The sequence below is a fragment of the Nitrosomonas sp. Nm34 genome (genome assembly GCF_900113925.1).
GTDB lineage: Bacteria > Pseudomonadota > Gammaproteobacteria > Burkholderiales > Nitrosomonadaceae > Nitrosomonas.
Genome location: NZ_FORD01000026.1, coordinates 1 through 14,612, shown reverse-complemented (window position 1 = coordinate 14,612; position 14,612 = coordinate 1). Strand labels below are relative to the sequence as shown.

11 protein-coding genes are annotated in these 14,612 nt (G+C 40.7%); 1 reads left to right on the top strand and 10 read right to left on the bottom strand.

Translation table 11 applies throughout. The features are described 5' to 3' along the window. Positions 1 to 236 precede the first annotated feature (236 nt). The 5 genes from BM283_RS10865 to BM283_RS10850 form a co-directional block, all read right to left on the bottom strand. Complete coding sequence (locus tag BM283_RS10865; RefSeq protein ID WP_090692971.1) at positions 237 to 1,454, bottom strand: pyridoxal-phosphate-dependent aminotransferase family protein; 1,218 nt, start codon at positions 1,452 to 1,454, stop codon at positions 237 to 239. A gap of 215 nt (positions 1,455 to 1,669) precedes the next feature. After that, entirely contained in the window at positions 1,670 to 2,308 is a 639-nt protein-coding gene (locus BM283_RS10860; protein WP_254776334.1) for a Crp/Fnr family transcriptional regulator, read from the bottom strand. A gap of 227 nt (positions 2,309 to 2,535) precedes the next feature. Beyond that, positions 2,536 to 2,799, bottom strand: coding sequence for a hypothetical protein (locus tag BM283_RS18090; RefSeq protein ID WP_139225253.1), 264 nt, complete (start codon positions 2,797 to 2,799; stop codon positions 2,536 to 2,538). A gap of 13 nt (positions 2,800 to 2,812) precedes the next feature. Next, positions 2,813 to 6,151, bottom strand: coding sequence for a TonB-dependent receptor domain-containing protein (locus BM283_RS10855; protein WP_254776333.1), 3,339 nt, complete (start codon positions 6,149 to 6,151; stop codon positions 2,813 to 2,815). 777 nt (positions 6,152 to 6,928) lie between these two features. Next, on the bottom strand, positions 6,929 to 9,247 hold the full coding sequence (locus tag BM283_RS10850; RefSeq protein WP_090692967.1) for a CHASE2 domain-containing protein: 2,319 nt from the start codon (positions 9,245 to 9,247) through the stop codon (positions 6,929 to 6,931). Between the two features lie 1,073 nt (positions 9,248 to 10,320). Between BM283_RS10850 and BM283_RS10845 the strand changes: the two genes are divergently transcribed. Next, complete coding sequence (locus tag BM283_RS10845; protein ID WP_090692964.1) at positions 10,321 to 10,659, top strand: hypothetical protein; 339 nt, start codon at positions 10,321 to 10,323, stop codon at positions 10,657 to 10,659. Between the two features lie 561 nt (positions 10,660 to 11,220). On the opposite strand, the gene BM283_RS10840 is transcribed toward BM283_RS10845, so the two are convergent. The 5 genes from BM283_RS10840 to BM283_RS20005 all read right to left on the bottom strand — a co-directional run bounded on the left by BM283_RS10840 (position 11,221) and on the right by BM283_RS20005 (position 13,910). Then, the gene (locus BM283_RS10840) at positions 11,221 to 11,424 is read right to left on the bottom strand and encodes a hypothetical protein (protein ID WP_090692962.1); all 204 of its coding nucleotides are present in this window, start codon (positions 11,422 to 11,424) and stop codon (positions 11,221 to 11,223) included. 62 nt (positions 11,425 to 11,486) lie between these two features. Then, the gene (locus BM283_RS10835; RefSeq protein ID WP_090692960.1) at positions 11,487 to 12,104 is read right to left on the bottom strand and encodes a hypothetical protein; all 618 of its coding nucleotides are present in this window, start codon (positions 12,102 to 12,104) and stop codon (positions 11,487 to 11,489) included. An 887-nt stretch (positions 12,105 to 12,991) separates the two neighbouring features. Further along, on the bottom strand, positions 12,992 to 13,291 hold the full coding sequence (locus BM283_RS20015; RefSeq protein WP_254776332.1) for a hypothetical protein: 300 nt from the start codon (positions 13,289 to 13,291) through the stop codon (positions 12,992 to 12,994). A 29-nt stretch (positions 13,292 to 13,320) separates the two neighbouring features. Then, positions 13,321 to 13,728: a transposase gene (locus BM283_RS20010; protein ID WP_254776331.1), complete on the bottom strand. Its 408-nt coding sequence runs from the start codon at positions 13,726 to 13,728 to the stop codon at positions 13,321 to 13,323. A 20-nt stretch (positions 13,729 to 13,748) separates the two neighbouring features. Further along, the gene (locus tag BM283_RS20005) at positions 13,749 to 13,910 is read right to left on the bottom strand and encodes a hypothetical protein (RefSeq protein WP_254776330.1); all 162 of its coding nucleotides are present in this window, start codon (positions 13,908 to 13,910) and stop codon (positions 13,749 to 13,751) included. Positions 13,911 to 14,612: the final 702 nt, after the last annotated feature.

Genomic DNA, 14,612 nt, shown 5'->3' with positions numbered 1-14,612 from the left:
AACTCGTCAAATTCAAAAATGAGAATAGTAATTCCATTTCCAAATCAAACGCAGCTGTGCCGGCTTCTCTTTGTCGTATTATTTATATTACCTGCGGCTCGCCTTGGCGTCATGTTTGATTTGGAAATGGAATAATACTTTTCTCTTACTTTACTGCCCCTTTGCAACTACTTCCTATCCAGCAAAAAGAAAGCAGTTGCATAGTCATAGTTTATGAGTTTCGTTTCAATCAAAACTTATACTGTCATAGTATTAGCTGCATAGGTTTGATAAGCGGCCACTTCTGCAGCACCACGCTCTACCTTCATACCCACATTGGATAAAACCGTTTCCAAGGCGTTAAGACAGAAAATAACATTTTCAACTCGACTTGAATTACCCATTAAACCGAAGCGCCAAACTTTCCCAGCAAAATCTCCTAAGCCAGCTCCGATTTCCAAATTGAAATCAGCCAGCAACCTACGGCGTACTTCCTTATCATCTACGCCTACTGGTATATGTACGGCATTCAGCTGGGGCAAGCGATAGGGCTCGGCGACCACATATTCGATACCCATCGTCTGCAAGCCGGCTTTTAGCGCCTTGTGATTACGCTGATGCCGTGCCCAGGAATGTTCCAGCCCTTCTTCGTATAGCATCAATAACGCTTCATGCAATCCAACCAATGAATTGGTAGGTGCCGTATGATGATAGGTTCGTGAAGAGCCCCAGTAACCCAATAGCAAGTTAATATCCATGAACCAGCTTTGTACCTTATGTTTTCGGTTTTTAACCAGATTCACCACGCGCTCAGAGAAACTTACTGGAGAAAGACCAGGAGGGCAGGACAAACATTTCTGGCTGCCGGAATAGACTGCGTCAATTCCCCATCCGTCGATATAAATGGGTGTCCCACCTAGCGACGTGACCGTATCCATGATCGTTAAGCAGTTATAGCGCTTAGCTAGATCACTAAGAGTTTTAGCATCTGACTGTACACCGGTAGAGGTTTCAGCATGAACAAACGCCAGAATTTTCGTGTCTGGATTATTTTTTAAGGCATCTTCCACTTTCTGAGGATCAACAGGCTCTCCCCATTTGTCATCCACTACCACAGCCACTCCCCCATGGCGTTCGACATTCTCAATCATACGCCCACCGAACACGCCATTGCGACAAACAATTACCTTATCTCCCGGCTCAATCATGTTCACAAAGCACATTTCCATACCGACTGAACCAGGGCCTGATACAGGAAAGGTGAGCAAATTATTCGTCTGAAAAGCATAACGCATCAAACTTTTCAGCTCCTCCATCATATCCACAAATACTGGATCCAGATGGCCCAAGGTGGGACGCGCCATTGCGGACAAAACTCGCGAATGGGTATCCGATGGCCCGGGGCCCATCAAAACACGTTGAGGTGGATAAAAGATCGAAATTTTCTTCTCTGGGCGAAAGTCTTGGGTGGCCATTGATATTCCTAAAATATAAAAATAAACAAACAGTATGCTTGAAAATATAAAGATGGCGATTCTATCAAGTGATCAGGCATTTGACTATACTCAATTCCAGAAAACGACTTTAGAATCAAATAAGTGTTATTTCTGGAAAAGCTTTGTTAGCATTTGATTAATAGGACAAAAGATGCCAACTTGAGCTTACGAAAAAGTAAATTGCAGAAAAAAGATTAGATTTGAGCCAAGAAACCCCGCACTTCCTGAACCAGTTTAGCCAACTTTGCTACATCAAGTATGTGCAGATCACGGCCTCGCTGCTCAATCAAATTGATCTTAGCAAGACTGGCCAACTCCCGGCTCACTGCTTCACGGTGGGTACTCACAAAACAGGCTAATTCGGCATGAGTAGGAGCAGGTGAGATAATAGCAGTATTTTGAGATACCATACGTTCCTTCGCCAAGCGCCATAATTCAGTATGGATACGGTTCCGCACAGCCAGTGTGCTAAAGTCAAAAATCCGTTCAGTTAAGCGACGAACCTGGCCAGTTAGCCGCTTCAAAATAGCTTTGCAGAATGGAGGGTAGGTATGAATCAATTCCCAGAAAACCTTGTCAGGTATAGAAGCTAACAAGCTATCCGTTTTGGCTATGGCTGTTGCAGAGCGTGACAAACCATCAATAGCTGTCAACTCTCCAAACATCTCCCCTGCGGGCAAATCACATAGAATAACCTCATCGCCTGATAATGAATAATAGTGAACTCGGATAATACCTTTCAGAATAACAAAAACACTGTTGGTGTGATCCTGATAACGCACAATTTCTTCACCAGCAGCATAATGCTGCTGATGGAAAGATTGTGTAAACATTTCAAGATCGCCCGATGAGAGACCATCAAATCCCTTGATACTCGAAAAAAAAGTGAGGAAAGATTGATCAATTAAATTCATAGTAATCCGTGAAACGAAAGAACTCAGAGCTCTAATGAACAGTTCGATAAGAATCAGTTTCAACTATTACTCAAACTGAAAGAGCAGATTTCTCTCATGAACTATGTTAATAGTATCGCAAATAACAATGGAAAGCGGCTCAAAAATTAATAGGAACGAAGCAAAGCTAAACCTGTTGGAACATAGATGATGCTTCCTCCGCTCGTTTTTTGTGTGGCGTTATAAAGGCAAAACTGGTCATTACTCTCTTTTTTAATATAAAAAATCTGACCTGTGTATGCAGAGTTTTTTCCTGTGTATCTAAACCAGTCATTGCAAAGACAAGGACTTGACCATGTCGGACTGTTGTTTTGAGATTCTACAAGAGTACCGCCAGATGAATTTTTATTAAGTACATAGGTATAGCTCATATTGCAATCTCCTTTAGAAATTTAAAGTTAATCTCACAAAAAAAGTGCGCTCAGGCACATATCGAGTGGGTATTGCTTCAGCTGTATTAAAGCCAATATTTCTATAAAAGAATTTATCGTTTAGTAAGTTCCTCCCTTCCAAAGTGAATATGCCTCTCCGATTAGGAAATCGATATCCAATAATAGAATCAAGCAGGAAGAATGTATCTATCCCGGAGCCAGCAGCGATTGGGTTTTCTGGATTTCTTTTTTGATTATCATTAAAATCATGCTTACGTCGCAAATTCTGCTTAACTGTGTTTATAGAAGCGTTGAAAAAAAAACCATGTGGATTAAAATAATTGATAGTTATTGGCAAGCTTAGTGTTTGGATCCGATCTGGATCATTGCTAAACATTGCAATATCCTGATGATTTCTATTAAATTTTTCAAACTGCATTTCACCCTTAATCGCCCAATTTGAATTGAATATCCAATACAAATATGCTCGATATAGCTGTTCATTTTGTTTTTGCAAATGTTCCACAGTCGGATCTAGGCGAATGGGTACTTCTAACTTACGCTCAGATATTTCGATTCCGCTATATAATCGATTAGTAAAATGAGTATCCAGCCCAACTCCCATTCGCCTGGATCTGGTACCATTAATATCATCAAAAAATTGATTGAAACCAGCCACTTGTGTTGGCTCCAATGATTGTTGCGCTATGAGATGGGACTTGGTTGCCTCAAGCCATGTAGCTCTTAATCTGACAGAATTTGTGATATTCCACTGCAGCCCAAATTTAGGGTTAAATTTATCAACTTTTTCGGTAAAAAGCGTATTTGAGAATGAGTCGTAGCTTAGCGCTAATGTTGCATTTATATTTGGGAGAAAGTTGGTATTTGTGTAGATATAAGCACTTTCACGCTCTAGCTCATTAGACGGTTTTTCTATACCATTTTCTAACGAATTGTTATCAAACCGGTAACCACTTCCACCAATTATAGAATTGAAGTTTTTTGCCCTAAGTATGTGCTGAGCTTCAATTTGAAAACCCTTATTTTCAAGATCAGTATAAAAATTGCCAAAGTTTTGGATTTCAGAACGATCAATATATTTGCCGGAGAAAATTAGGTCCTGATTGGGTGATAGCGCATATCGCGCGCCTATTCTTGCTATCTCCTCACTCAGCTTTCGTCGATGACTTGAGTCATAATTTTTAGGATTGAAGTCCAGCGTCAAATCTCCCTGTTCTGTCGCCCGAGTACGTAATTCAACCTGCACATTGAATTTGGGATTGAATGCATACTGCATGAACGCATTGTAAATATTGTGGGTCTGATCATTGTTGTTAGCTTCTCCAGGCTTGTTTCTTTTAAACCCATTAGTATCGAAATGAAATTGCCCTAAACTTACTGAGGCACGATCATAAACAGCTGACGCCACAACCTCATCCCCAAGCGTACTGTTGCTGCCAAAAATGCCAGATGCAACCAGTTGCGGTCTATTACGCTCCATGAGTGGGGCAAATTCATTGAACCCTGGAATCACTGGTCCTGAAGTCGTGATGATATTGAGATCAGCAACGGCCAGATGGGGCTGCACTGGGTTAATGTTGACTGGTTGCAATAGTTGTGCCTGCAACAATTCACTGACACGGGCAATCTCATAGCGTGGAATGTTGACATATGCATCCGAGAGGAAGCGATGCGCAGAATGGTTTGCTGGATCGAGACTCAGGGATCTAGCGGTTTCCATCAATGCACGCTTTTCAAAACCCAAGTTGTCGTAAATCCTTGCCAAACTCGAACCTCGAGCAGCTTGATCCTGATCTAGTAGCAATTTAGAACGATAGACCGCACGGTTATCATTCAGCTGAATTGATTTCTGAATATCACGTAGCGCCTCCACCGGCTGGTTCTGCGTCTGTTGCTGGATAGCATCATAAAACCAAGGGGTGGGATCATTTGGGTCACGCTCCTTCGCCAGATCAAATTGGGTACTTGCAAGGGGATAACGCTTTTCTTCGAAGTATGCCTTACCAAGATAACTTCGTAATAGTGAGTTGGCTGGATCAAGGCTTGCCGCAATTTCGATTTCTATGCGCCCCGCTTCCAATTTACCTTCGCGGATTAAGGCCAATCCCAATCCCAGTCGAGGTAAGGGATCAGCTTGATCGAGTTGAATTGCTTGGGTAAAGACTACTTTGGCTTTTTCCGTGTCGGTTGTTAATAAATGGACAAATCCAAGCACAGTTTGTGTTTTACCTAGATTTGGATTTAGACTCACCGCTACCTGGGCAGCTTCCAGTGCTCGATCGAGATATCCGGTGGACAGGTGAAGTTCAGAAAGACGTGCCCACACTAGTGCATTCTTTGCATCCAATCGGATTGCTTCTTCCACAGCGCTAAGCGCCTCTTCAATCTTAAAATGTGCCTGCTTTGCATAGGAGAGAGCCAATCTTGCGGTAGGTGAAGTACGATCGAGCTCAATAGCCTGGTTGGCTAGACTCAATGCACTTTCTTTGTCGTTCTGCACTACAGCGATCACCGCTTGCAAGGCATAACCATCATTGTTACCTGGCTGAAGCTGTATTGCTTGCTCAATGTTTGCTTTAGCTTCATCGACTCGTCCAACAGAAAGGAGCAGCTCTGCACGATAAATCAATAGTGGTGTAGTAAGTTGTTGTGGGTCGATCTGATCCAGAACTGACAATGCTTCAATCAGTCTACCCCGACGGTAGTGCTCTACGGAAGTGCGCCAGATTAGCTGCAGGGATTTAGCAACAATTTTTTCATCCGGTCGATAATCGATGATGGTTGGGTAGTACAATGCCCACTGAACCGCGTCGATAGGGCGAATAACACCTTCTTTGCGCGGCGCCTGATCTTTAAGGATACTTGCAGCTTCATGATCTGCTAGAACAAGACTGCCTTGGTCATTACTAACTGCCACTTTGCCTTCATACACTAAGACGTTAGCCTCATCTTCTTCTACCCCAATGTAAAATTCTGTTCCATCTACCCCCGCATTAAAGAAGGGAGTTCTGATCTTAAAAGGCTGAGGGGTGCGGGTGATGATGTGCAGTTTACCTTTGACTAAGTCCAGCCATGTGTTTTTTTTATCTTCTGGCTCGGCAAAGGTAATAGTCGTTTTCTGGTCAAGCCTAAGCATGCTGTCATTACTCAACCTGATAGAAGCTCTGCTGTGAGAGCGCACCCTGAGCATATCTCCTAAACATAACTCTTCATTAGATTCCACGCGCTGCCAGCGCTGTTCCCCTACTCTGCTTAGTTCTACGATGCCTTCGAATGAAACAATACGTGCCGCTTTTACAGGACATAATGCCGTTGAGGCTGTAGCACGCATACTATATACGCTGCAATAGGTGATTAAGGTAATTAGAAAAACTTGCCATACAAACTTCCATGAAGCATAAAATTTTCGTCTCTCTCTGTGGCAAACCTCCAACATTGCACACTGATAAATAAATCACCTCTTCATATTTATGAGACTCATGCATAATTATGTTTTCAGAGTTCTTCTATGTACGTATAACTTGTAATATCAATTACTTATAAAGATAAAACTATCCGGAAAGCCAGTTATGCAGAGATTTCTTTCTTATTATCCTAAATTGTCATTATGTACCAAAATCAAACCGGAAAACCGCCGGATGCCTAGAAACCTTATTAGCGACAAGGATTTTGATGAGTGTGAATCTTAGCACTGTTTTATGTTAAAAATGTTAAATTTTTATGCCATTACGTTATGCAGCGTTAATAAAATACTAAATTAATAAACCATCAGAATCATACAACAAGAGAATTGGAACATTAAATAACTATTTATTTTTAAATAATATTTTAAATTGCAAGCGTATTATATATACGCATAACTAATTATCTTTATCTGGATTTTGGTGAATCCTGGCCAAGAAATTATATTGATTGGGAATCTTTGCGAGGCTTTCGGCGAGTTGCTGAATAATTTACAAAATCAAATACGCGGTAGTGTTTGGGTATGGTACAGCCAACATTTGAAAATTTCTCCAAAACGCTGATATCAGAAGCAGTTATTACTCTAATTACCTGCTCAATACTAGGGAATAGAGATTAAACTAAATTCCTCAAGGTCTTTATTATATTATTTCCCTGGCATGCGAGTAATCCCATCCCAAGATAGGGGGGGATTCAAGCGATAATTCTGACAAAGATTCAGGAAAAAGTGGGATGGTCCATCGTCAGGAAAAATTTGTAGAATTTCGGAGAAATAATTACAGGCACTTGCCCAGTTTTGAGATTCATATGCTCGTAAGCCATTAGCGAAACCTTCACATAACCAAATTTGATCATCATTGATCTCCTTCTTGCAGGCTATCAGTTCTGCTAGATCGATCGGAACTGTTTTACCAGAAAGCAAAATCTTCCCCATAGGACGCACAAGAAAATCATCCAAGTCCTCAAGGACTGCTTTTGACAATAACAAACGAGTTTTAAAATATTTGTTTGCACCCTGAATACGATTGGCGGTATTAACGATATCTCCGACAGCACGATATTCATAATGATGAATAGCGCCGACGTTTCCCAATGTCATCTCATCAGCATGCAGACCAATTCTGGTAGGCAGCTGAAATTCTCGGTTAGTCAAATTAAAATGCTCAACAGCCTTGATAATCTCAAGTGCGGCAAAGCATGCCTGTCTACGCTGAGAGGATAACGCAGCTGATGCTGCCCATAAAGCTAGCATGGCATCACCTTTTATATCAGATACGATACCACCATACTGTTTTACTGGCCTGAACAAGGTTGCGTAATAATCATTCATGAACAACCTGAGCTCTGTTGGGCTCAATCTTCCACCGAGCTCTGTATACTTATCAGCGTCTGTATCCATGCAAATCCCATAAAGCAACTGGTTGCCTGCTGTTTCTTTTCCCGCATTGTTTACAAAATCATTAACTACCTGCTCCGGTACATATTTACCGAATGCTTCTCTGAGAATGTGGCGCTCTTTAACAGATTCAGCATATTTCAACAATATCGCCGTACCGAAAGCCAAAAGCGCCTGAACCAAAGGCATGACTACAGGCAACCATAAATTATCTGTTTTAAAAAAATAATAAGCAGCATAGCCGTATAAAAGCACTAATATGATACCCACCAGCATTGCACTTCGATCCGGTAAAACTAGAAAAACAAAGCACAGCGTGAAACCAGACAGAAAAAGAATTAAGTACGTACTGATCAAAGGTAACGGACGTATGTGACTATCATCCAGTAAGTTAATAAAAGCTGTTGCAGCAATCTCGACACCACTAATCTGCAAACCATCTGATCGGTTAAATACCGTGGCATAATCATCTCTTAACTCATCCTGCTCGCTAAAACTACCAGCAGACACACCGATAAAGACGATTTTTCCTTTTATATTCATCATTTTATTACCAGCACCGTCAGACTGCAAAACCTGATGATATGGTATTGTTTTTATGGTGCGGGGTGGCCCATAAAAATTAAGATACCGTGTTTCGCTTCCGGAATACAGATTGAGCAATGCATGGATGATCTTTTTATTATCATGGGTAATAAACTGACTCCGATCCAGTTCATGCTGCATCACATCAATCAGTTTTTCATTGTTGACAAATGCATTTCGCAATGTAAATATTAGATCCTCGATGTCGAAATCATACGCACTGGTTGGTATTTGGGTGACCAATAAACGCTCCACAGAGTGGAGTAGATGAACAAAATCATCATAAGCTTTGAGCGCGAAAATCTGTAACATAACCGATGGCAACGAAGGGATATCACCTGCACTGGCATTGAATGCCCAATACTGTGTCACAGGACCTCTGGGTAAAATGAATGGAGCAGCGCCTCTCGCAGCTTCGGCAATAATAGGCAAAATTGGCAAGCGCCAAACACCAACTAGCCCTGGATAATCCCGAAAGAAAAGCTCTTCTTTTCTTTTCGTATCATCCAATTCAGAACCAATTACATAGTCAGTTTGACAATCATCGATTTTTTTTTCTGTCCGGTATGGAAAGTAATCTGTATCACGGGAATCGATTAATCTTTCTACCAAAACTACATTGCTAGCCTTTTTTATCGAATGCGCTAGCTTTTCATTACTTTCAGGACTACTACCGCAAGTACTGAATCTCAGATCGAATGCAATGATTTCAGCACCACCATCCCCGAGCTTATCAATTAAATCAGCATGCAGATCACGTGGCCATTCCTTAGGATTAAGCGGTAAATCTAACTCAGAAGCAGATGATTGGTCGAGTGCAATGACGATAACATCAGTCGGCGCAGGTATTGCGCCTCGGAAATGAAATAGCCAGCTTAATCCATATTTTTCCTCTACAATTGCTCCCAGTGGCATCAAATACACTATAACCCCGACCAAACCAATCAATAAGGCCAAAATAGAGCGTATGAACCAATTGATCATATTTATATATGTATATTAATTACTCATCCCCAAGCTCCTTCCCACTTCATCCACTAATTGCGGTCTTAAAAATTAGTATCAATTTCGCATACTTCGTAAAGATACTAAATCTCACCATCTGATTGGGATCGATTGGAAATTCATACCAAATATATTCTTCCCTAGAGAAGTAGTGTTATAAGGATCTCTCCACCCAGCATTACTTTACCGTCTCATCCGTTTCGTTGAAAGCTTGCTTCAGGTAGTGCAGGCCTCCTATCAGACAGCTCGAAATACGAGGATGATCTCCTCTGAATACATTGAGCTTACCTGGGAATTATAAATGATTGTTTTTATTAACTAATGTCATAAAACCCCTATTTAAGTGCAAGATTTTTGAAGAAATCATGTAGAAACCCTTGCATTTGATTTGAATGCAAGCTCACCTATGTTCGATCATTTTTTATTAAACCGCATGTTATCGTGAATAATATATCTTATAGACAAGAGGTTATGAGTCATAAATCTTAAATGGCTATGAAAAATACTTTTTGAGTAGACTCTACATATATTCAAGTCGCTCGTTCTATAGACCAGCCAATCTTCCAGCCAGACCATACAGCTGAAGACTCTTGTCGAAAATCTGTTCCAGTTTAATGCGAAAAATATCATCACAAGAATTACATTCTTACTACTTTGGTTTCATCAAAATCACCAAAACAGCGAGCAAAGAGACTCAATTCAACCCAATCTTATGTTTTTTCAATCTCCCTAGACAGCAATATTTATACAAATAAGAGTAAGGAATTATTAATGACTAGCTAATTCTGCTTTCAGTATTACCAGCCAAAAGGATTAGCTAGCAAGATTAATCGGCAATTAAAGCATACATATTATGTAGTGTGATTTTCCTCACAGACGATTCGATTCATATCAATTATCTTGTAATCGTCATCACTCACTTGGTGTCTATAGCGCACAAGCTGGACTAAATAAAAATAGCAACATATTTCTAATCCACTACAAGCGTTTGGTTTAAAAATTATGACTTTTATATTAATGAAAAACTTACGAATTACGAAAGGAGCAAAAAAATGACTATTCTAACTCACAACAAAGCTGAAGCAGCTGCTACTAGTGCAAGCGCCATGTTAATCCCTTTAACTGGTACAGCAAATAAAAATCATAGTACAAACCCTGAATCGTTGGCAATAACGCCACCTGCACCAGAAATCTGTTCTGCATGCGCTACAGCCGAAATGGTAGAGCTACTGTACTGGATGGCTCTTCTACGTGGCATACCTCTTCCTGATTTTGCTGGTGTCAACGCGAATATATCAACAGTTATCGAAGAAGTCACTTGTGCATGCACCTGGGCACAACAGAATCATTTGCCAGCTGATTATTCAGTAAACTTTAGGTCAGAGGATTAAAGAAGTTAACTTGATATCCTTTAGCAAAACACTCTGTAAATAAGCCAAATTGTAAACAGGAAATAGATTATGATTTTGAAGTGGCTCCCCTAAACTTTACAGCCTGAGAATAGGATTAGGCTCTGACAAATAGAGTTAGTAAGCACTGATTGCTTGGTAAATTATTGTGTATTGATAATAGACCTCGTCCGGTATCTGGCTATCAAGATTTTAGTCAAAGCATTCCTGATTGCACCAGTCAAACCACTGGGCGAGACTCTGCCTTACATCCTTTAAGTCAGTTGGTGTATAGGAGTTCATACTTTACTGTAAGCCATAACCGCTCAACAAAAATTTTGTCATGGTAGCAACCTGTCATCAATGCTCAACTTTGTAATAGAGCGACCATTCGTCTTATCGAAAAAAGGGTAAAAAATGTTGCTCCACATAACATCGACGAGAAAAGTAATCTCAAAAGAGAAGAATTTATACCGATTACACTAGCACTCATGACATGATTGGCAGAATAGGCAAAGCCATGATCAGATAACTCCATCTTTTTTAGCTGATCATTATTAAAGATCAATTTTTAGATGGGATCGCTGCTATAAACAGCTTCCATAAGAGTGGGGGCAAAGCACCACACACAAAGTTAGAATGGTTGGCTGCAATCTTGCTGTTCTTAGCATCAACGATTGGTAATTTGGCAAAATAGTGAGTATCCATATGAGAAAAATAATTACAATCACGGATACATACAAAAATGTTTGCAGCAAAGAATTTCAAAGGCCCACTCCAAGAGTCGCGTCTTTCGTAAAAAAAATTGCTCAATATTTACTTGGTTCTACTTACCTGGCCCTGCGAAATAAAGGCCATATATCGATCAAAAGATCGGAAGGTGGATGATACTGACCGATCAGCAAGTTAATCACAAAAGCCTTTAAACCATCGTCATATTGTAACGAGCCGTGCATGCTTGGTGGGAAGACGCCTTTTACCGTGACACCACAGGCTGGACAGTATTTAATTTCAGCATCCACATGATCAATGGCTTTCTCGACTACCATCTCGATTCCACTTCGCCTTTCATGATCGATACAGGGAACCTCACTCAGATCTTGAGCGCAAACCTCGCAAGTGAGGGCCAGAGAAATTGTAACGGTTTCGTTAACGCGGCTATTGCTGGCTTGGTCTTTGTTCTCACTTTTGCCTTTGCCATTATTTCCAGGATGACTTAACACGGATTCATCTTTCGATGTTTGCGAAGAAGGTTTGCTGGAATTGTTACTGTCTTTTTTGGTGTTGCGCTCAAGAAAAATAGCCAGGATCAGCTCGACAATCATAAATAGGCTGTTCATGATTGCTTGGCTTTCAGAAGAGAGTTTCCCTTCAGCGCCAAGACGATCAAAATCTGCTTTTAAACGGCTGACTTCGTCTCTAACTGAGATTTTATCCAGGCTCGCCACGTTGATGTCAATGAGTTATTATCAATAACTTCATCATAACATGGTTTTTTTGGGGCGCCTGGTAAGCCAATCAGTGAGGATAAAATAGACTCGCCTAAAAAAACAGCAAAACCACGCTAAAATGGCTCATCACTCGATCTAAGGTGACTACCATGGAAAGTTATCAGTGCGGCACAAAATTGAATTTTTCTCGCCCAAAAAGCTGTAAAATTTTTTTGAATATTTTTAGGGAGCGAGTAGTTACAAATTATTTATCTCCATAAGCAATTATAAATTAATACTTTTTAATCATCGATCATCCTTCACTAATACAATTCATTTATTCAAATAATCCAATTAGCATGGAATTCTATGACAAAGTATTTTTATATTTTATGTTTCATATTTTTACATCATATAAAAATATGAAACCTCATATGAGCATATTAAAAATATGTAGTCGACCCTAAAAAACCTCATTAATCGCCATTTTGTATCAGTAGTTTCAAAAGATAGCGTATTAATAAAGTAAAATCGCGGTTTAATCTTCATTTATCAAAGAGTCTGTGAAACTTGTAATCTTCGCCATGGGAAGAAAAACAAAAAAATGGCCGACAGTCATTGTTTCAGATTCCAGGCGGCAGCGGCCATCAGCAAGTTGATGCGATCACCCACAGACCCACAGCACCTTTCAAATAGTTTCGCGCCAATCGGTAATCCGATTTCAGGTGACCGATAATCGGTTCAATGGCTGCGCGCCTTCTGCATTGTTTTCGCTTCTTATCTTTCTGGTAATGCGTATCTCGTTTGAGCGCTTTCCCCGGCAGAATGATTCTCGTGCCGTTGACTTCGCGTTGCCCACGATAGCCGCGATCGCATACGGCTTGCTTGGCGGCTTTCCTGCGCGATTATCTCACATGACGCAATATTTCCGGTAACGTATGACTGTCATGCAAGTTCTGTTCGTGGCTGACAACGCCAACGATCAAATTTCTTTTCGCAGTACCGGCTATCGATGCTTTAGTGCCGTATTCGTATTGTTTGTGATTTTTTCCCTTGGCCACACAGTACACTTGCGATTCATGCAGCGAGTAGATCTTGTTTATATCTTTCGGTTGTTGCGCTAGAATCTGTTCATACAAGAGAAAATCTCGTTGATAGCACTCGAACAAGCAGTGTTGCGGTAATTGCCTCCTCAGCTCCCGCATCAAAATTCCAACAATGGTTCTCAGCCGCTTCAGGGCGCGTTTGGCTTTCGCTCGTTTGGCCACATGACAGAAATGCGGATCGCCAGACGCAATGATTTGACTTCCTTAACGAAGGTCGCCTTGTGTAACACCATGTATTCGCCAATCTTGTTCAGGCGATTGATGATCTTAATTGCAAGCTTGCTATCGGTCGGATATGTGATGCTCTTCTCTTGGACTGTCGTCTCCACATGAATGACATCTTCCAATGCCCAATCTCCATGCAGACCAATGCTCATCTGAAAAATTCGCTCTACGCTTTCAGCGCCAATGCGCTTACGAAAGTGAACCAGTTCCTTGCTATGGCAAGGCAGTTTTCGCTGGAATTCTTTCAGCCCGCAAAAAGCCTGGTAGTATGAATTGCGCTTCCATTGCAATACTACCGATTCGTCACTCAAATTTTCTAACTGTTTCAGTATCAATAGCCCAACATCAGCCGGATCGGCTTATTGGGCGCTCCTATCGATGCCGTGTAATGCGTCGAGAATAATTCTTCAAACACTTCCCATGGTGTTACCGATGCAAGCTTCAGCAATAGATCGGTAGGATCAAGCTGCATCAATAAATCTGTTCCAAACAAATTCGCTTGATGAATCGTACTGCTGCGTCTTAGTATTCTTAATCACCATTTCGACTAGAAAATAACTGCCATTTTAACATTCCCGGTCGTTATGACCATCGCAAACAATACAATCTATCTATAATATCAATCACTTGCTGTTATTTCAGGAGCAACTATGTAGCAATATCAAATAACCTTAAACGATTACAAGGTAACTTACACAGACTGAATTATCTGTGAGAAAAATCACAGTGAGTGATATATGGCCAGCCTGCCAATTAAATAAGATTTTCCATCAGTAAGTCTCCCTGGCTTAGCGTTAATTCCATTTTTTGAGACAATGGAGTTATGAATAAATCATCAAGATGCTTACCTGAAGTTCACAAAATGCGGCCAGGGTAACCGCTTAGATCAGAATATGTACCTCCAATAGAAGATAGTTCAAATCTCTGAAGCGCGAAGAAAAATTCGCTAATAGGAAATATGAATTGAAAACTAAAGCCTAATCAAAAAAGGATGATTCCGGACTTTCCTAGTTTAGCATCAAAAAAGATGACGCATCCCTACCGTCCAGGTACTACGATCGCGATCAACTGGGCTATTTTTATCTATTACATTAACTTGTTGATAACCGCCAAATAGATTGGTACGCCTGCTCAAGTGATAAAGTGCGCCAATAGTAAAACTTTTTGCTTTACGGCTTTCTAAAATATCAGTGTT